This is a genomic window from Streptomyces sp. DSM 116795 (genome assembly GCF_055792905.1).
In genome coordinates, this window is the sequence record NZ_CM147707.1 from 2,591,662 (window position 1) to 2,608,861 (window position 17,200).

General features: G+C 71.2%; 17 protein-coding genes and 1 pseudogene. 12 read left to right on the forward strand and 6 right to left on the reverse strand.

What is annotated here, in order from left to right:
* Nucleotides 1–198 precede the first annotated feature (198 nt).
* Nucleotides 199–1,014: a PH domain-containing protein gene (locus ACSMXX_RS10985; RefSeq protein WP_473183857.1), complete on the reverse strand. Its 816-nt coding sequence runs from the start codon at nt 1,012–1,014 to the stop codon at nt 199–201.
* Nucleotides 1,015–1,187: 173 nt separating this feature from the next.
* Between ACSMXX_RS10985 and deoC the strand changes: the two genes are divergently transcribed.
* The 4 genes and pseudogenes from deoC to ACSMXX_RS11005 form a co-directional block, all read left to right on the forward strand.
* The gene (gene deoC, locus ACSMXX_RS10990; RefSeq protein WP_473184730.1) at nt 1,188–2,195 is read left to right on the forward strand and encodes a deoxyribose-phosphate aldolase; all 1,008 of its coding nucleotides are present in this window, start codon (nt 1,188–1,190) and stop codon (nt 2,193–2,195) included.
* A gap of 5 nt (nt 2,196–2,200) precedes the next feature.
* Entirely contained in the window at nt 2,201–3,643 is a 1,443-nt protein-coding gene (locus tag ACSMXX_RS10995) for an aldehyde dehydrogenase family protein (protein WP_473183858.1), read from the forward strand.
* Nucleotides 3,644–3,791: 148 nt separating this feature from the next.
* On the forward strand, nt 3,792–4,643 hold the full coding sequence (locus tag ACSMXX_RS11000; protein WP_473184731.1) for an aldehyde dehydrogenase family protein: 852 nt from the start codon (nt 3,792–3,794) through the stop codon (nt 4,641–4,643).
* Nucleotides 4,644–4,725: 82 nt separating this feature from the next.
* A pseudogene (locus tag ACSMXX_RS11005) lies at nt 4,726–4,947 on the forward strand (type II toxin-antitoxin system prevent-host-death family antitoxin); the annotation flags it as partial.
* A 4-nt stretch (nt 4,948–4,951) separates the two neighbouring features.
* On the opposite strand, the gene ACSMXX_RS11010 reads toward ACSMXX_RS11005, so the two are convergent.
* Nucleotides 4,952–5,695: a MerR family transcriptional regulator gene (locus ACSMXX_RS11010; protein WP_473183859.1), complete on the reverse strand. Its 744-nt coding sequence runs from the start codon at nt 5,693–5,695 to the stop codon at nt 4,952–4,954.
* 172 nt (nt 5,696–5,867) lie between these two features.
* Between ACSMXX_RS11010 and ACSMXX_RS11015 the strand changes: the two genes are divergently transcribed.
* A complete protein-coding gene (locus ACSMXX_RS11015; RefSeq protein WP_473183860.1) occupies nt 5,868–6,536 on the forward strand; it encodes a GOLPH3/VPS74 family protein in 669 nt (222 codons plus the stop codon).
* Nucleotides 6,537–6,623: 87 nt separating this feature from the next.
* Nucleotides 6,624–7,262, forward strand: coding sequence for a hypothetical protein (locus tag ACSMXX_RS11020; protein ID WP_473183861.1), 639 nt, complete (start codon nt 6,624–6,626; stop codon nt 7,260–7,262).
* 272 nt (nt 7,263–7,534) lie between these two features.
* On the opposite strand, the gene ACSMXX_RS11025 is transcribed toward ACSMXX_RS11020, so the two are convergent.
* The gene (locus tag ACSMXX_RS11025; protein ID WP_473183862.1) at nt 7,535–8,302 is read right to left on the reverse strand and encodes a SigE family RNA polymerase sigma factor; all 768 of its coding nucleotides are present in this window, start codon (nt 8,300–8,302) and stop codon (nt 7,535–7,537) included.
* 238 nt (nt 8,303–8,540) lie between these two features.
* Between ACSMXX_RS11025 and afsQ1 the strand changes: the two genes are divergently transcribed.
* From afsQ1 to ACSMXX_RS11050, 5 genes are all read left to right on the forward strand, one after another.
* Complete coding sequence (afsQ1, locus tag ACSMXX_RS11030) at nt 8,541–9,218, forward strand: two-component system response regulator AfsQ1 (protein WP_079123491.1); 678 nt, start codon at nt 8,541–8,543, stop codon at nt 9,216–9,218.
* Nucleotides 9,116–10,867: an ATP-binding protein gene (locus ACSMXX_RS11035; RefSeq protein ID WP_473183863.1), complete on the forward strand. Its 1,752-nt coding sequence runs from the start codon at nt 9,116–9,118 to the stop codon at nt 10,865–10,867. The genes afsQ1 and ACSMXX_RS11035 overlap by 103 nt, the downstream gene beginning before the upstream one ends.
* Nucleotides 10,864–11,583, forward strand: a complete 720-nt coding sequence (locus ACSMXX_RS11040) for a hypothetical protein (RefSeq protein ID WP_473183864.1) — start codon at nt 10,864–10,866, stop codon at nt 11,581–11,583. Before ACSMXX_RS11035 ends, ACSMXX_RS11040 begins: the two co-directional genes overlap by 4 nt.
* 44 nt (nt 11,584–11,627) lie before the next feature.
* Nucleotides 11,628–12,221: a VanZ family protein gene (locus ACSMXX_RS11045; protein ID WP_473183865.1), complete on the forward strand. Its 594-nt coding sequence runs from the start codon at nt 11,628–11,630 to the stop codon at nt 12,219–12,221.
* A gap of 79 nt (nt 12,222–12,300) precedes the next feature.
* Entirely contained in the window at nt 12,301–12,498 is a 198-nt protein-coding gene (locus ACSMXX_RS11050) for a PspC domain-containing protein (RefSeq protein WP_473183866.1), read from the forward strand.
* Nucleotides 12,499–12,601: 103 nt separating this feature from the next.
* Here ACSMXX_RS11050 and ACSMXX_RS11055 read toward each other — a convergent pair whose 3' ends face one another.
* The gene (locus ACSMXX_RS11055) at nt 12,602–13,723 is read right to left on the reverse strand and encodes an adenosine deaminase (protein ID WP_473183867.1); all 1,122 of its coding nucleotides are present in this window, start codon (nt 13,721–13,723) and stop codon (nt 12,602–12,604) included.
* A 150-nt stretch (nt 13,724–13,873) separates the two neighbouring features.
* On the opposite strand from ACSMXX_RS11055, the gene ACSMXX_RS11060 reads away from it, so the two are divergent.
* Nucleotides 13,874–14,665, forward strand: a complete 792-nt coding sequence (locus ACSMXX_RS11060) for an alpha/beta hydrolase (protein WP_473183868.1) — start codon at nt 13,874–13,876, stop codon at nt 14,663–14,665.
* Between the two features lie 646 nt (nt 14,666–15,311).
* On the opposite strand, the gene ACSMXX_RS11065 is transcribed toward ACSMXX_RS11060, so the two are convergent.
* Together ACSMXX_RS11065 and ACSMXX_RS11070 are read right to left on the reverse strand one after the other, a co-directional pair.
* The gene (locus ACSMXX_RS11065; protein WP_473183869.1) at nt 15,312–16,193 is read right to left on the reverse strand and encodes a class I SAM-dependent methyltransferase; all 882 of its coding nucleotides are present in this window, start codon (nt 16,191–16,193) and stop codon (nt 15,312–15,314) included.
* A gap of 28 nt (nt 16,194–16,221) precedes the next feature.
* A complete protein-coding gene (locus ACSMXX_RS11070) occupies nt 16,222–17,163 on the reverse strand; it encodes a LysR family transcriptional regulator (protein WP_473183870.1) in 942 nt (313 codons plus the stop codon).
* Nucleotides 17,164–17,200 lie beyond the last annotated feature (37 nt).

The following is a 17,200-nucleotide window of genomic DNA, read 5'->3' on the forward strand; positions in this document are numbered from 1 at the left end:
CCGGATTCAGCGCCGGTTCTTCCATGCCAATCAGAGAATCGATTCGCCAGTTGAGCGGCCGTGATGCGGATTTCACCCGCACGAGCGAGTTACAGAACCGAGCGGTGCCGCCGGTACTTTCGGATTCTCATCCGGACCGCGCACAGCTCAAGAAGGGGCATTCCCGCGGGTATTGCGCCCTGCGGCGCCGAATGCCTCTCAGCGCGAAGCGAGGAGGACCGTGAGGGCGACAGCACCGGCGGCGGCGGGGGCTGCGATCTCGTACGCCCAGCGGACGGTGACCTCGCCCTGCGCCGACGGTTTCTCACCGTTGTCCGCGGCGAGGAGGCGCAGTTCGTCGATCGCCTGGTCCGACGGCGCGCGCGTCTCGCCCACGTCGTCCGCGCCCGGCACGCCGCCGAGCCCGAACAGCCCGGTCGGCCGGGCCGGCGCGACGGCGGTCTCGCCGCGGGAGGCCGCACGTTCCGCGCGTTCGGTGCGGCGGGCGGCGCGCTTGCGGGCCCGGAGCGAGACCGGGATCGACCAGAGCTGGTACTTGGTGCCGCCCGCGACGACCTCGTTGGAGTAGCCGGCGCGCAAGGCCTCGACTGTGCCCCACGGGACGGTGATGGTGCGGAAGGGATTCCGTACGCGCATCCGCTGCGCACCCGCGTACACGGCGGGGCGGAGGGTGAAGGCGACCACGAGCGGCACGGCTACCACGAGTCCGAAGGCGGCGGTCAGGCGCGTGTGGGTGTCGCCGTTGATCAGGACGTCCGTGCCGAGCCAGCAGGCGAGGAGCAGCAGCAGGACGCCGCCGACGAGGGCGCCCGGTGAGCGGTAGCAGCGGTCGGCGTACGCCGGGGTGCCGGGCTCGGAGTCAGGCGCGGGGCCGGACTCGGACGTGGACTCGGACGCGGACTCGGGCTCGGCCGCCGTCTGCGCGCCGGCGTCCGTGCGGGACTCGGGCGGCGCCTCGTCCTCCTGCCCGTTCCGGGTTTCGCGCTCGCGCTCGGGTCGGGACTCGCTACTCATGGGGCTTGATTCTGCCGGACCGTCCGTATGGCGGACGTTGCGGCTCGGCATCGATCTGCCGCACCGGTCGCGGGCGCCCGCGCGCGGCCCGGCCCGGGCCTGCGGTACGGGTCCTGTATGCGGCTGCCCCCTACCGACAGCGCTACGCGTGTAGATATGCTCCTCTGGTGACCATGTCTTCAGCGTCCACAGCCACAGCGTCCCCCGCTTCCGCACCCGCATCCGCGCTCGCGGACGTGACCGCGTCCGACGCCGCGCTGCGCCGCTATCTGCACGGGCTGCCCGGCGTCGACGCCGTCGGGCTCGAAGCCCGCGCCGCGACCCTCGGCACACGCTCGATCAAGACGACGGCCAAGGCGTACGCCATCGATCTCGCGATCTCCATGATCGATCTGACCACCCTCGAAGGGGCCGACACCCCGGGCAAGGTGCGGTCCCTGTGCGCCAAGGGCGCAAACCCCGACCCGAGCGACCGCACCACGCCCCAAGTCGCCGCGATCTGCGTCTACTCCGACATGGCGGCCACCGCGAAGCAGGCCCTGACCGCGGGCGGCGGCGCCGGCATCAACGTCGCCTCGGTCGCCACCGCGTTCCCCTCGGGCCGCGCCGCCTTGTCCGTGAAGCTGGCCGACACCCGGGAGGCTGTGGCCGCCGGCGCCGACGAGATCGACATGGTGATCGACCGCGGTGCCTTCCTCGCCGGCCACTACGGCAAGGTCTTCGAGGAGATCCAGGCCGTGAAGGAGGCGTGCAAGCGGTCCGGGGGAGGAGAGCCCGCCCACCTCAAGGTGATCTTCGAGAACGGCGAGCTGTCGACGTACGACAACATCCGCCGCGCCTCCTGGCTGGCGATGCTCGCGGGCGCCGACTTCATCAAGACGTCGACAGGCAAGGTCGCCGTGAACGCCACGCTCCCGAACACGCTGCTGATGCTGGAGGCCGTACGCGACTTCCGCGCCGCCACCGGCACTCAGATCGGCGTGAAGCCGGCCGGCGGCATCCGTACCTCCAAGGACGCCATCCGCTACCTGGTCGTCGTCAACGAGACGGCCGGGCCGGACTGGCTCAGCCCCGACTGGTTCCGCTTCGGCGCCTCCAGCCTCCTCAACGACCTGCTGATGCAGCGCCAGAAGCTGAACACCGGCCGCTACTCCGGTCCCGACTACGTGACGGTGGACTGAAGCAGATGACAGACCAGATTTTCGAGTACGCACCCGCGCCCGAGTCCCGCGCGATCGTCGACATCGCCCCGTCCTACGGGCTGTTCATCGACGGAGAGTTCCGCGAGGCGGCCGGAGGCAAGGTCTTCAAGACGGTCTCGCCCGCCACCGAGGAGGTGCTCTCCGAAGTCGCGCAGGCGGACGGCGAGGACGTCGAAGCTGCGGTAAGGGCGGCCCGCGCGGCCTTCCCCGGCTGGTCCGCCCTGCCGGGCGCCGAGCGGGCGAAGTACATCTTCCGCATCGCCCGCATCCTTCAGGAACGCGCCCGTGAACTGGCCGTCCTGGAGACGCTGGACAACGGCAAGCCGATCCGCGAGACGCGCGACGCCGATCTGCCGCTCGTCGCCGCGCACTTCTTCTACTACGCGGGCTGGGCCGACAAGCTCGCCCACGCCGGCCTGGGCCGCGACCCGAGACCGCTCGGTGTCGCCGGGCAGGTCATCCCGTGGAACTTCCCGCTGCTGATGCTGGCCTGGAAGATCGCCCCGGCTCTCGCGACGGGCAACACCGTCGTGCTCAAGCCCGCCGAGACGACGCCGCTCTCCGCGCTCTTCTTCGCGGACGTGTGCCGCCAGGCCGGCCTGCCAAGGGGCGTCGTCAACATCGTCACCGGGGACGGCGCGACGGGTGCCGCGCTGGTCGCGCACCCGGACATCGACAAGGTCGCCTTCACCGGTTCGACGGCCGTGGGCAAGGAGATCGCCCGTACCATCGCGGGTACGCGCAAGAAGCTCACCCTCGAACTGGGCGGCAAGGGCGCCAACATCGTCTTCGACGACGCCCCGGTCGACCAGGCCGTCGAGGGCATCGTCAACGGCATCTACTTCAACCAGGGGCAGGTGTGCTGCGCGGGCTCGCGGCTGCTCGTACAGGAGTCGGTGCAGGACGAGCTGCTGGACGCGCTGAAGCGGCGGCTGCGTACGCTGCGCGTCGGCGACCCGATGGACAAGAACACCGACGTCGGCGCCATCAACTCCGCCGAGCAGCTCGCCCGGATCGAGGAGCTGGCCGACTCCGGTGAGGCGGAGGGTGCCGAACGCTGGTCCGCGCCCTGCGAGTTGCCCGGCACCGGCTACTGGTTCGCCCCGACGCTCTTCACCGGCGTCAGCCAGGCGCACCGGATCGCCCGTGAGGAGATCTTCGGGCCGGTGCTGTCCGTGCTGACCTTCCGTACGCCGGACGAGGCCGTCGCGAAGGCCAACAACACTCCGTACGGGCTCTCGGCGGGCATCTGGACGGAGAAGGGCTCGCGCATCCTGTCCATGGCGAACAAGCTCCGGGCGGGCGTCGTCTGGGCCAACACGTTCAACAAGTTCGATCCGACTTCGCCGTTCGGCGGCTACAAGGAGTCGGGTTTCGGCCGCGAAGGCGGACGTCACGGTCTGGAGGCCTACCTCGATGTCCGATGAACCGAAGAAGACCGCGAAGTCCGGAAACTCCGCGCCGGGCAAGGCTGCCAGGGCGGCCAGCGGTGCGGCCAAGGAAGGCAAGGGCGCGGCCAAGTCCCCTGCGACGGGACGGACTTCGGTCCGCACACCGTCCCGGCGGATCGACGTGATGAAGACCTACAAGCTCTTCGTCGGCGGCAAGTTCCCGCGCAGCGAGAGCGGACGGGTGTACGAGGTGACCGACTCCGAGGGCAACCGGCTGGCCAACGCACCTCAGTCGTCCCGCAAGGACGCGCGTGACGCGGTCGCCGCCGCGCGCAAGGCATTCGGCGGCTGGTCGGGCGCGACGGCCTACAACCGCGGGCAGATCCTCTACCGCGTCGCCGAGATGCTGGAGGGACGGCGCGAGCAGTTCGCCGCCGAAGTCGCCGCGGCGGAAGGGCTGTCGGCGGCTGCGGCCACCGCCCAGGTGGACGCGGCGATCGACCGCTGGGTCTGGTACGCGGGCTGGTCCGACAAGATCGCGCAGGTCGCGGGGGGCGCCAACCCCGTCGCGGGGCCCTTCTTCAACCTCTCCACACCCGAACCGACGGGTGTCGTCGCCGTACTGGCCCCGCAGGAGTCCTCGTTCATGGGCCTTGCCTCGGTGCTCGCGCCCGTGATCGTCACGGGCAACACGGCTGTGGTCGTGCCGTCGGAGAAGGCGCCGCTGCCCGCGCTGTCGCTGTCGGAGGTGCTCGCCACCTCGGACGTACCGGGCGGCGTGGTCAACGTCCTCTCCGGCCGTACGCGCGAGGTAGGGGCGACCCTGGCGGCGCACCAGGACGTCAACGCGCTGGACCTGGCGGGCGCGGCCGCGGACACCGAGCTGGCGAAGGAGCTGGAGACGGCCGCGGCGGAGAACTTGAAGCGGGTGCTGAGGCCCGGGGAAGGGGACGCGGACTGGTCCGCCGACCCGGGTACGTCCCGCCTGCTCGCCTTCCTGGAGACGAAGACGGTCTGGCACCCGATCGGGGTGTGACGGCGCCGCGGACGCGGCGGGGCGAGAACGTGCGGGCGCCGTCCAGTGCCGACCGGGCAGGCGGCACTGGACGGCGGCACGGGCCCAGTTCGGCACACTGGTTCGCCGGGCAGCCCACTCCCATGACCGCATCGCGATCACGGATCACGGACATACGGCCGCCATACTGATCAACCCCCAGGACCTGATGGATCTTGAGGACGCGGCGGCGATCGCCCAGTACCGGGCCAAGGTCGTCGCGGCAGGCACCGATGAGTACGTCTCGCATGAGGAGCTCGGCCGACGCCTCGGCCAGAAGAATTGACCGGTCACTGCCCGGCGCCGCGCGGAGAGCGTGTGGCAAGCAGTGTGTTGACGCGCCGCAGGACGTCGAGTTGTGCGGGGTTGTACAGGTCGTTGAGGGCCTTCGCGATCGTCTTCTTGGCGAATGCCTCGCCGTGCGGAGCGTCGGTCGCCGGGTCGCGCAGGTCCGGGTACTCGTCGAACAGCGCTCGGGTCGTGGGCACCATCCGCTCGGCGATGTCCTGGCGGGTCTGCTCCTCGGCGTCGGCGGGCAGCGTGTCGAACTCCTTGCCCACCGGGTCGCCGGACTCGTTCCGCAACATGTCCGCCCAGGCCTGTCGAGGGGCCGGCCCGAGGACTCGCGTCATCACCGTGAACAGCGACCGGTCGGCATCGGAGATCTCCGTCCGGGCGGCCGGCGCGAACTCGGAATGCAGGTCGGCGGGCAGCGACTCACGCAGAATCAGGCCGAGTTCGGCGCGGGCCCGCTGGAGGCGTTCGATGGTGGCGGCCAGTTCAGCGTCGAGGGTGCGCAGGGCCTCCTCCGGGTGGTGCTCCACGTCGCCCATCGCGGCGATCTGCGCCAGGGGGAACCCGAGATCGGCGAGGCGCTTGATGCGCAGCAGCCGCACCAGGTGCGCGACGCCGTACTGCTTGTAGCCGTTGGCGCGCCGCTCGGGTTCGGCCAGCAACCCGACTTCGTGGTAGTGCCGGACCGCTCGCAGGCTGACGCCGGCGAGCTCGGCGATCTCTCGGGTGCTCCAGGCCATACGCACAGTGCACACATGCCGTGACGGCATGGGCAAGACCCACTGCCGGCCGGTTCGTGCATCGACGAACCCCTTGACTGTGACGCAGCGGCACAGTGTGTCGTGAGCGGTATCAGCCCAGCCGGGCCTGTCCTGACGACCCCACCCCGATGACGACCCTGGGAAACGTGACATGCAGAACGAACCGCTCATCGTTGAAGATCTGATGCTGCTGATGATGGACGACGAGTCGGGAGCGATCGCGGGAGAAGGCACGCTCTACTACACGCTGGGCGGCGCCGTGCTCGTCGAGCTCAGTCACGGCGGACACGTCACGGTCGACGAGAACGACAGGGGACTGACCGGCCTGAAGGTGCGCGCCGTCCCCGGCCGTCGGCTGCCGGACCCTTTGCTCCGCAGCGCACACGACAAGGCCGCCAAGAAGGTACGGGGCGTCCAGGGCCTGCTCGCCGAGATCGGCACCGGACTGCGCCAGCCCGTACTCGACCGGCTCGTCAAGCGAGGCGTGCTGCGCCGCGAAAGCAAGAAGTGGCTGGGCGTCTTCAATTCGACATCGATGACGGTCGCGGACACCGGGCACAAGAAGGCCCTGGTCGAAAGGGCCCGCGCCGTCCTGGTGGACGACGTGGAGCCCGATGCCCGTACGGCGGCGCTGGTGGGACTGCTCTCCGCGAGCGGGACCCTGACGAGCCTGCACCGCTCCATCCCGTGGTCGGGCAAGGTCTACAAGCGCGCGAAGGAACTGGAGCAGGGCAGCTGGGGCGCCGAAGCAGTGAACACCGCCGTGATGCGGGTCATGGCGGCGAACTCCGCGGGAAGCGCCGCCGCCGTCACCAGCTAGGCCACACCCCGGGTGCAAGCCGAATGAGCTTCGGGTTGGCGCACCGCCCGGTTACGTCGCGGACGGGATGGCCGACAATGGTCTCTCGTGACCGATCCCCGTGACATATCGCGCTCGCCCCGCGTCATTCTGCTCACCGGGCCCTCCGGCTCCGGCAAGTCCCGGCTCTCGGCACGCAGCGGGCTCCCCGTCATGCGTCTGGACGACTTCTACAAGGAGGCCGGCGACCCGACGCTGCCCCAGCTCCCGAACGGCATCGGCGTGGACTGGGACTCGCCCGCCTCCTGGGACGCGGAGGCCGCGGTGGCCGCGGTGCGCGAGGTGTGCGCGACGGGGCGTACGACCGTGCCGCTGTACGACATCGCGCTGAGCGCCCGCGTCGGCAAGGAGACGCTCACGCTCGACGGCGCGCGGCTCTTCATCGCCGAGGGCATCTTCGCCGCCGACATCGTTGACCGCTGCCGCGAACTGGGCCTGCTCGCCGACGCGATCTGTCTTCGCGGCCGTCCGTCGACGACGTTCCGGCGGCGGCTGCTGCGTGATCTGCGCGAGGGACGCAAGTCGGCGCTCTTCCTGCTGCGCCGCGGCTGGCGGCTGTTGCGGGCAGAGGGGGCGATCGTGGCGCGGCACCGGGAGCTGGGCGCGTTTCCGTGCGCGCGCGACGAGGCCGCGGGGCGGATACGGCGGCTGCGCGAGGCGGTACGGGCAGCTCGCACGACGATGTGAGCGCGGCAGGGCGGCTGGACCACCGGCCGCGCGCGGACAGCAGAAGGGGGAGAAAGCAGGAGGAGGAGGAGAGAGCGGGTTCGGGCAGACCCCCCGGTTGCCCGCACCCGCTCTCTCGCGTCCCGTCCCCCCGGACGGGTCCCCGTTTTCCCCTCTGTTCCCCCGTGTTCCCCCGTGTTCCCCCGGTGCACCCCCCCCGGAGCTCCCCTGCTCCGGTCCCGAGGCTCCCTCGAAGGCCCATCCCCCGGCCCTCGCGCCTCAGGTCTGTGCGGTCAGGCGACCAGTTCGCCGAACGACTCCTCCTGGTCCCTGCCGAAGCTGAGCACTTCGTCGTCGCGCAGGCGGCGCAGAGAGCGCCAGATGCTGCTCTTCACGGTGCCGACGCTTATGTCTAGTATGTCCGCGATCTCCGGGTCCGTACGGCCCTCGTAGTAGCGCAACACCAGCATCGTGCGCTGCAGTTCGGGAAGCCGGGCGAGTGCCTGCCAGAGCACGGTGCGCAGTTCGGTGCCGCGCATGGCGTCCTGGTCGCCGGCGGTCTCCGGCAGTTCCTCCGTCGGGTATTCGTTCAGCTTGCGGCGGCGCCACGCGCTGATGTGCAGGTTCGTCATGGTGCGGCGCAGATAGCCGCCGAGTGCCGCCTTGTCGCTGATGCGGTCCCACGCGCGGTACGTGGAGAACAGCGCGCTCTGCAGCAGGTCCTCCGCCTCGAAGCGGTCGCCCGTGAGGTGGTAGGCGGTGGCGTACAGGGAGGCGCGGCGCTCGCGTACGTAGGCTGTGAACTCCGCCTCCGACGCGGCCTCCTGCCGTGCTCCCGGCTCCTCCCTGTACTCACCGTCCCCCGTGCTGCGGGCCTCCCCTCGAAGGCCCTCCACCGCAGTGATGTGCGGCGGCCGTGCACGCCCGGAGGAACGGACGCACCCACGTCCGATCGTTCCGGACTTGTCGGCGATCTTGTTCGTCGGGTTTCCCGGAACCGAAGGGGTGTGCAGGCGCGTGTGAATGACTGCGCTGACGTTGTCGCTGTGCAGTGTGTTCATCTTGCGCCCCCCTCGGGCAAACCTGATCGCTCCTTGATGACGTACACATTGCCCGGCCGATTTCATCGCCAGGTTCCCCGTCTGTCACAGCGGTGTCACAAGGGCGTTGGCGGCCGTGTCCCGCCTCGTGAGCTGCGGTCTCCCGCGTTGTCCGGGGTGCCGCCACGGTGCGGAGCCGGCCGAGGGAGCAGCACCGTACGGTCGAAGTGTGAGGGGGGCATGGGACAGAATGGCCCGCGTGCCTTTCCTGTTGCTGATCGAGGACGATGACGCTGTCCGTACGGCCCTTGAGATGGGCCTGACCCGGCAGGGTCACCGTGTGGTGACCGCCGCGTCCGGCGAGGACGGCCTCAAACTGCTGCGCGAGCAGCGGCCGGACCTGATCGTGCTGGACGTGATGCTGCCCGGCATCGACGGTTTCGAGGTCTGCCGCCGCATCCGCCGCACCGACCAGCTGCCCATCATCCTGCTGACGGCGCGCAGTGACGACATCGACGTGGTGGTGGGACTGGAGTCCGGTGCGGACGACTACGTCGTCAAACCGGTGCAGGGCAGGGTCCTGGACGCGCGCATCCGTGCGGTGATGCGCCGCGGCGAGCGCGAGTCCAACGACGCGGCGACCTTCGGCACCCTGGTCATCGACCGCTCCGCCATGACCGTGACGAAGAACGGCGAGGATCTTCAACTGACGCCCACGGAGCTGCGGTTGCTGCTGGAGCTGAGCAGGAGGCCGGGCCAGGCCCTGTCGCGGCAGCAGTTGCTCCGGCTGGTGTGGGAGCACGACTACCTCGGCGATTCGCGTCTCGTCGACGCGTGTGTGCAGCGGCTGCGCGCCAAGGTCGAGGACGTGCCGTCGTCGCCGTCGCTGATCCGTACGGTCCGCGGCGTCGGATACCGGCTGGACGCGCCGCAGTGACCGACCCGGCGCAGCCGACGCCGGAGCGGGGACGTACGCGTGTGAACCGGGAGCGTGAGGAACGGGTGCGCGGCTGGATCGCCGGACTACTGCCGACGCTGCGGCTGCGGCTCGTCGTCGTCTTCGCCCTCGTGGCGCTGACGGCCGCGGTCTCCGCGTCCGGGATCGCGTACTGGCTCAACAGGGACGCCGTCCTCACCCGCACTCAGAACGCGGCGCTCAACGACTTCCGCAAGTCCATGGAGGACAACGCCGGAAGCCTTCCGCGCCGCTACGACTGCCGCCAACTGCGGGACGCCGCCGAGCAGATGAGCGGCTCGTCGCAGAACTACGAGGTGCTGCTCACCGGCGAGGACGCCGACGGCGTGCGCTGCGCGGTCGCCTCGGACCCGGCCGTCTTCACCATGAAGGACATACCTGCGCGGCTGCGCACGGCCGTCGCCGAGCGGCGCCCCGTCGACAGCGGCAACTCCCATCCGTACCACCTGTACTGGCAGCGGACCGCCGAGGACGGCGGCAACGAGCCCTTCCTGGTCGGCGGGGCGAAGATGATCGGCGAAGGGCCGACGCCCTCCGGTTACATGCGCAAGTCGCTGGCGCAGGAGCGGGACGATCTCAACTCGCTCGGCTGGTCGCTGGGGGTCGCGACGGGTCTGGCGCTGGTCGGCGCGATGCTGCTCGCGCAGGCCGCGGCGACGACGGTGCTGCGTCCCGTACGGCGGCTCGGCGACGCCGCGCGGCGGCTGGGCGAGGGAAAGCTGAACACCCGGCTGAAGGTCTCGGGCACGGACGAACTGGCCGAGCTGTCCAGGACGTTCAACCGGACCGCCGAGTCGCTGGAGCACCGGGTGGCCGATCTGAGCGCACGGGAGGAGTCCTCGCGGCGCTTCGTCGCCGACATGTCGCACGAACTGCGCACACCCATGACGGCGATCTCGGCGGTCACCGAGGTACTGGAGGAGGAGCAGGAGAATCTGGACCCGATGATCGCGCCCGCCGTGCAGCTCGTGGTCAGCGAGACCCGCCGCCTGAACGACCTGGTGGAGAACCTCATGGAGGTCACACGCTTCGACGCGGGCACGGCGAAGCTCGTCCTCGACGACGTCGACGTGGCCGACCAGGTCACCGCCTGCATCGACGCACGCGCATGGCTCGACGCCGTCGAACTCGACGCCGACCGGGGCCAGATGGCGAGGCTCGACCCCCGCCGCCTCGACGTCGTCCTGGCGAATCTCATCGGCAACGCGCTCAAGCACGGCGGCTCTCCGGTCCGCGTCTCGGTGCGTACGGAGGAGCCGGCCGCGGGCCGCCCCGGCGAGCTGCTGATCGAGGTCTCGGACCGGGGGCCGGGCATCCCGGAGGAGATGCTCCCGCACGTCTTCGACCGCTTCTTCAAGGCCAGCGCGTCCAGGCCCAGGTCCGAGGGGAGCGGTCTCGGGCTGTCCATCGCCCAGGAGAACGCGCACATCCACGGCGGGTCCATCTCCGTACGCAACGACACGGAGCACGGTGGCGGCGCCGTCTTCACGCTCCGGCTTCCGCGCGATTCGGGAGAGCACGTTCCCCCGGACGACGAGGACGGCGGCGACGGACGCGACGGACGGGACAGGGACGGTCCGGGCGGCGACGGGAAGGGGGAGGACCGTTGAGAACGGGACCGGGAACTGGACCGGGGACAGGCCCGCCGGGGACAGGACGACCGCCGGGAGCACGACCGCCGGGCGGCGGCACAGCACGGCGCCGCCCCACCGCGGCCGGCCGGCTGCGCCTCGCCTGCACCGGCCTGGCGCTCCTGGGCGCGCTCGCCTCCGGATGCGGCATCCGCTCCACGTCCGTGCCCGTCGACGCGGGGGCGGCGCCCTCGCGCGTCAGCTGCGTGCTGCCCGGCGACCGGGAGACGTCCGACGGAAGCGACGGCGGCAACCTGCCGGTGCGGGTGTATCTCTCATGTGGCTCGCGGGTCTCCCCCGTCGACCGGCGCGTGGCGCTGCCGGACGGCGACGACTCGGAGCGGCTGCCCGTCGCCCGCGGGCTGCTGGACGCCCTGCAGACCAAGCCCGACTCGGAGGAGGAGGCCGCCGGGTTCAAGACGGCCGTTCCCCGCGATCTGAAGGTCGGCGGAGCGAGCGCGGGCGACCCGCCCGCGGCACTGCGGCTGAACAAGCCGCTGAAGGATCTGCCGTCCTTCGCGCTCGCGCAGATCGTCTGCACGTACGCCGACACGGCCGCCGCCGGGGCCGACCGTTCCGTGATACTCGGCGGCCCCGCCGCCGGAGGAGCAGGCGACTCGCTGCAGCTCTTCAGGTGCGACACGACGCTGCGCACCCGCCCGGGGGCGGCCGCCACGGCCGGTACGCCGCTGTGACGAGGCCCCGGAACCGCACACGGGAAGGCGGCGTCCTTGCTCGTGTGCAGCGTCATGGCCGTGGCGGCAGAACCGCCGCTTCCGCTCCCCGGATCCGCGTCGCAGGACTCGTCCTGCTGATCGCGTATCTGGCCGTCGTCGGATGGCTGGCGCTGCGTCCTCTTTCGGTGCCGTGGGTCTCGCCCCCGAATCTGCAGCCCTTCGCGACGATCCGCGCCGACCTCCACGAGGGGTCGCCCGACTCGCTGACCGGCCTGGCCCGCGGGCTGGCACTACTGGCTCCTCTGGGTGTGCTGCTGCCCCTGGCGACGTGGCGTGCGGAGCGTCCGCTGGCGACGACCTGCGCCCGTACGGTCTCCGCGGGCGTGCTGATCTCGTCCGCGATAGTGCTGCTGCAGTCGGCTGTGCCGGGGCACTCGGTGAACGTCGACGCCGTGCTGCTGAACACCGCGGGGGTGGCCTTCGGCTCGCTGCTGGTCTTCCCTCCCGTACGGGCGTTGCTGCGGCGCCGGTACGCACACGTACCCCCGTGGGGCGGATCCGCCCTGGGTACGGGGCCGCACGACGCGCTCCCCCTGCGGGACGAGACCGGCGGGGGTACGCCCCCGAGAGCGGCCAGGGTCGGGATCGCCCCGTAGGCCGACGCCTGCGGGTGTGGCCGCCGCCTAGCGTGGAAACCGGACGTCGAAGAGCAACACGAATCGAAGGAGTCGCGTCATGCCCGCACTTGCCCGCCCGCGCGAAAGCCGGATGATCGGCGGTGTCTGTGCCGGACTGGCACGCCGCTTCGGCATGAAACCGGGCACCATGCGCCTGATATTCGTGGTGTCATGCGTGCTGCCCGGCCCTCAGTTCCTGGTCTACCTGGCGCTGTGGATCCTGCTGCCCAACGGCAACGAGCGCACGGCCTGGTAGCGCCTGCGGCCGTCGCAGGTACCGGACGCCACGGCGGGCCGCGCACCGGGAACGGTGCGCGGCCCGCCGCATGCCGCACGGAGGGCCGCCGCCGGCAGGCGGTTCACTCGCGGAAGAGCCACTCGCTCTTCAGCTCGGCATAGCCCGGCTTGATCACCTCGTTGATCATCGCGAGCCGTTCGTCGAACGGGATGAAGGAGGACTTCATCGCGTTGACCGTGAACCACTGCATGTCGTCGAGCGTGTAGTGGAACGTCCGCACCAGGTGCTCGAACTCCTGGCTCATGCTCGTACCGCTCATGAGCCTGTTGTCCGTGTTCACCGTGGCGCGGAAGTGCAGCCGCCGCAGCAGGCCGATGGGGTGCTCCTCGTAGGAGGGCGCCGCGCCCGTCTGCAGGTTGGACGACGGGCAGAGCTCCAGCGGGATCCGCTTGTCCCGTACGTACGAGGCGAGACGGCCCAGCTTCACCGAACCCGTGCCGTCGTCCTGGATGTCGTCGATGATGCGCACCCCGTGCCCGAGCCGGTCGGCACCGCACCACTGCAGGGCCTGCCAGATCGAGGGCAGTCCGAACGCCTCGCCGGCGTGGATGGTGAAGTGGTTGTTCTCACGCTTGAGGTACTCGAAGGCGTCGAGGTGACGGGTGGGAGGGTAGCCCGCCTCGGCACCGGCGATGTCGAAGCCGACGACGCCCAACTCGCGGTAGCGATTGGCGAGTTCGGCGATCTCAAGGGCACGGGCCGCGTGCCGCATCGCGGTGAGCAGGGCGCCGACGCGGATGCGGTCGCCGGCGGCGCGCGCACGGCCCTCGCCCTCGCGGAAGCCCTCGGTGACCGCCTCGACGACCTCTTCGAGCGTGAGGCCCTTCTCCAGGTGCTGCTCGGGCGCGAAGCGGATCTCCGCGTAGACCACGCCGTCCGCGGCGAGATCCTCGGCACATTCGGCAGCGACACGGGTGAGCGCCTCACGGGTCTGCATCACGCCGACGGTGTGGGAGAAGGTCTCCAGGTAGCGCTCCAGGGAACCGGAGTCCGCGGACTCACGGAACCAGCGCTCCAACTGCTCCGCGTCGGTCTCGGGCAGTGCGTCGTACCCCGTCTCGGTGGCCAGCTCGACGATGGTCGCCGGCCGCAGACCGCCGTCGAGGTGGTCGTGCAGCAGCGCCTTCGGAGCACGGCGGATCTGCTGCGGGGTGGGAACGGTGTTGAGGGTCTGGCTCGTCATCCGCGTACTCTAGCTCCTACGCGCGTAGATGGCATCTGCACCTTAACTTCCGTTTCGGGGCCGGTAGTTGACCGAGGCCGTCGCCTTCGATACGCAATGGTGATCCCGCGACACCGTACGTGCACCCCCGCTTCTGCCATCGTCTTCCCTATGGCTCAGCAAGCGTTGCCCGAGCGGGAGGCCCGACTGGGGCGGGCGATGGGCGCGGACGCCTCCGGGGCGGCCCCGCACGCGGTGGTGCTGCTGCTGCCGGGCGGCGGCATGGAACACAGCGCACGGCGGCGCTCGGCGGTCGCGGCCGCGGCGGTGCGGCCGCTTGCGCGGCGGCTGGTACGGGGCGCGCTGCAGGGCGAGCCGGAGACGTCGCTGGTGGCGCATGTCGTGCACTACCGCTACCGCGGCTGGAACGGGGAGGCGGCGCATCCCGCGTGCGACGCGGAGTGGGCGGTGGAGGAGGTCGTACGGCGGTACGGGGACGTGCCGGTGTGCCTCGTCGGCATCGATGTCGGCGCGCGTGCGGCGCTGCGCGCGGCGGGGCACCCGATGGTCACCTCTGTGCTGGCGCTCTCGCTCTGGCTCCCGGACCCTCCGGTGGACAGTCCCGCCGCCCCTGAGCAGGAGCCGGTGCGGCAACTCGTGGGCCGCCAGGTGCTGTTGGTGCACGGCACCGACGACGAACACACCGACCCCGAACTCTCCTACCGGCTCGCGGAGCGCGCGAAGAAGGCGAACGCGGACGTGTGCCGCTTCGAGGTCCACACGGACGGGCACCGGCTCCACCAGCACAACGCGGAGGTCGCTGCGCTGGCGGAGAACTTCGTCCTCGGCACGGTGTGCGGGCGGGACTTCGCCCGCCCGCTGGTCGACGCGATGGCGGCTCCGCCGCCGCTGGGGCTGCGCATGCCGCTGGCGACGGGGTTCGGGGCGAGCTTGCGCCGCTGACGCGGCGGGGTTGCCGCGTGTTTCGCCTGCGGTTCATGGTGGGTGCCGGGGGCGGGCCGCTCCGGCGGCGTCCGGTTCCGCGACGGGTTCGCCTCCGGTGGGTGCGTGGTGCCGGGGGCGGGCCGCTCCGGCGGCGGCTCCGGGAAGGCATGATTTTCCTCCCTGTGCCGTTACGGGCCTTTGTGCTGCCTCTGATGTGCCGGTCCGCAAATCCTGCTTGAGTTTCCCGGACCACCGCCTCCACGTCCCACCCCCTCCCGCCGGTACGGCGGCTCTCCCATCGTGGCCATTACCAACCAGCAGGCCGCTGCCATGCGGGCCTGCCGACATGTACACGTGCCTTCGGCCCCAAGTACCCCCAACAAGGGGCCTGTTGGACTCCTGGCCACTGGGCCCCGACGGGGGAGGGAGGGGCCACCGGCGGAGAGCCGCGCACGCACGGGAGGGGGCGGGACGCGCAGGGAGACACGTCCGGACACTCAAGCGTGATTTGCGGACCGGCACATGGAAGGCAGCACACAGGCCCGTACCGGTACAGGGAGGGAAATCATGCCGTCCGGACTGGCTCCCGGAGCGGCACGCACCCGGCACCACGAACACACCGAAGGCGCGCGCCGCCGACCCGCCGCGTAAGCGGCAAACCGCGTCAGCGGCGCCCCGCGTGGACCGTCGTGGCCGTCAGGTAGAACGCGTCGGGCCGGTGGAGGATGCCCGTGGGGGCGTCGGCGTCGAGGAGGGCGTCCAGGACGCCGGCGTCGTCGGGGTCGAGCCACTCCCCCAGCGTGTCGCGGCTCCGCTCCAGCCGGTCGTGCAGGTGTGCGCGGGCCTCGGGGCCGAGGGGCGCGGGAAGGTCGGTGAGGAATGTACGGGTGCCGGCCGGCACCAGGCCCGCGCGGGCCAGCATCGCCGGCCAGTCCTCGACGACGGAGGTGTGGCCCGGCAGGGCCTCCCTCATGGCGGTGTAGCGCTCCTCGTTGGCCGCCTCCAGGCGGGCGAAGAGTCCCGGCCGCCCGATTCCGATGTCGCGCGGCAGGCAGCGGGGCGAGAGCCCCCGTTCGACGACGGCGAGCAGGCCGCCGGGCCGCACGAGCGCCCCGAGCGCGTCCAGCGCCGCCTGCTGGTCGCCGATGTGGTGGATGACGTTGCTGGTCCAGATGAGGTCCGCGCTGCCCAACGTCCCGATGTCGTCGGGGAGTCGGGCCTCGAGGGTCGTCATGTTCGAGGCGGCGCCCTCGCGTGCCGCGCGGTCACGTGCGCGCTGCAGGAGGCCCGGTTCTCCGTCGACGGCGACGACTTCGGCCTGCGGAAAGGCCCTCGCCAGCAGCGCCGTGAAGACACCTGGGCCGCTGCCGACGTCGAGCAGCCGGCCCGCCGTGTCGGGCCCGCAGCCGCCCTCCAGGAGCAGACCGCGCAGCCAGGCGAGGGCCTCCTCGACGAAGGGAACGCGGAGTTCGGCTTCCCGTTCGAGGTGGACGGCCATGGCGTCCCAGTCGATGTCCTCGTGGTGGTGGCCGGTGTGTGTGCTCACGTTGTCCTCCTCGTACGTACGGGAATCGTCATCCCGGGAGCAGCCTGCCGCGACGGCTGAGCAGAAAGCTCTTGAACGCGGCCACCGGCGGCGTGTCGGGCCGCCCCGCCAGCCAGGCGACGCCGATCTCGCGCACCGCCCGCGGTGCGGTGACGGTCAGTTCGCGTACGCCGGGACGCGGCACGGTCGGCGGGGGCAGCAGGGCGACGCCGAGGCCGGCCGCGACGAGTCCGCGAATGGTCTCCGCCTCCTCGCCCTCGAAGGCGACCCGCGGTGTGAACCCGGCCTCCGCGCACAGGGATTCGAGGATGCGCCGCATGCCGTAGCCGCGTTCCAGGGTGACGAAGTGCTCGTCGGCGGCCTCTGCGAGGCGTACGCGGCGGCGGCCCGCGAGCGGGTGGTCGTCGGGTACGACGAGGCGCAGCCGCTGCTCGTCGAGGCGGCGGGCGACGAGGTCGGGGGCGTCGGGCACGGGTGAGGTGAGGCACAGGTCGAGTTCGCCGGCGCGCAGCCGCTCCAGCATGGCCTCGCCGTAGTTCTGCACGAGGGCGAAGCGGACGCGGGGGTGGTCGGCGCGGAAGGCCCGGAGGAGGACGGGGACGGTCTCCCAGCCGAGCGTGTGCAGGAAGCCGAAGGCGACCTTGCCCTTGCCGGGGTCGGCGTCGGCCCGTACGGACTCGGCGGCCTGCTCGACGGCCGCGAGGGCGCGCTCCGCGGAGGCCAGGAAGGTGCGCCCGGCGGGGGTGAGCGTGACGGTGCGGCCGCGGCGGGCGAAGAGCGCGACGCCGAGGTCCTCCTCCAGGCGGGTCACGGCACGGCTCAACGTGGACTGGGGTACGCCGAGTTCGTTCGCGGCGCGTGTGACGTGCTCGTGCCGGGCGACGGCGGCGAACTGGGCGAGGCGTGGGGTGAGAGATGCGCCCCAGTCCGGTGTGACTGAGATGTCTTTCTCGTTGCGTGCCGGTGACATACCTTCCTCAACTGGCGTGATGCGTGAGGGGAACGGT

Coding starts and splice junctions, on each gene's coding strand:
- ACSMXX_RS10995 (WP_473183858.1), top strand. CDS start 2,201: ATGACAGACCAGATTTTCGAGTACGCACCCGCGCCCGAGTCCCGCGCG.
- ACSMXX_RS11055 (WP_473183867.1), bottom strand. CDS start 13,723: ATGACGAGCCAGACCCTCAACACCGTTCCCACCCCGCAGCAGATCCGC.
- ACSMXX_RS11070 (WP_473183870.1), bottom strand. CDS start 17,163: ATGTCACCGGCACGCAACGAGAAAGACATCTCAGTCACACCGGACTGG.
- ACSMXX_RS10985 (WP_473183857.1), bottom strand. CDS start 1,014: ATGAGTAGCGAGTCCCGACCCGAGCGCGAGCGCGAAACCCGGAACGGG.
- ACSMXX_RS11015 (WP_473183860.1), top strand. CDS start 5,868: ATGCAGAACGAACCGCTCATCGTTGAAGATCTGATGCTGCTGATGATG.
- ACSMXX_RS11060 (WP_473183868.1), top strand. CDS start 13,874: ATGGCTCAGCAAGCGTTGCCCGAGCGGGAGGCCCGACTGGGGCGGGCG.
- ACSMXX_RS11025 (WP_473183862.1), bottom strand. CDS start 8,302: ATGAACACACTGCACAGCGACAACGTCAGCGCAGTCATTCACACGCGC.
- deoC (WP_473184730.1), top strand. CDS start 1,188: ATGTCTTCAGCGTCCACAGCCACAGCGTCCCCCGCTTCCGCACCCGCA.
- ACSMXX_RS11010 (WP_473183859.1), bottom strand. CDS start 5,695: ATGGCCTGGAGCACCCGAGAGATCGCCGAGCTCGCCGGCGTCAGCCTG.
- ACSMXX_RS11000 (WP_473184731.1), top strand. CDS start 3,792: ATGAAGACCTACAAGCTCTTCGTCGGCGGCAAGTTCCCGCGCAGCGAG.
- ACSMXX_RS11050 (WP_473183866.1), top strand. CDS start 12,301: ATGCCCGCACTTGCCCGCCCGCGCGAAAGCCGGATGATCGGCGGTGTC.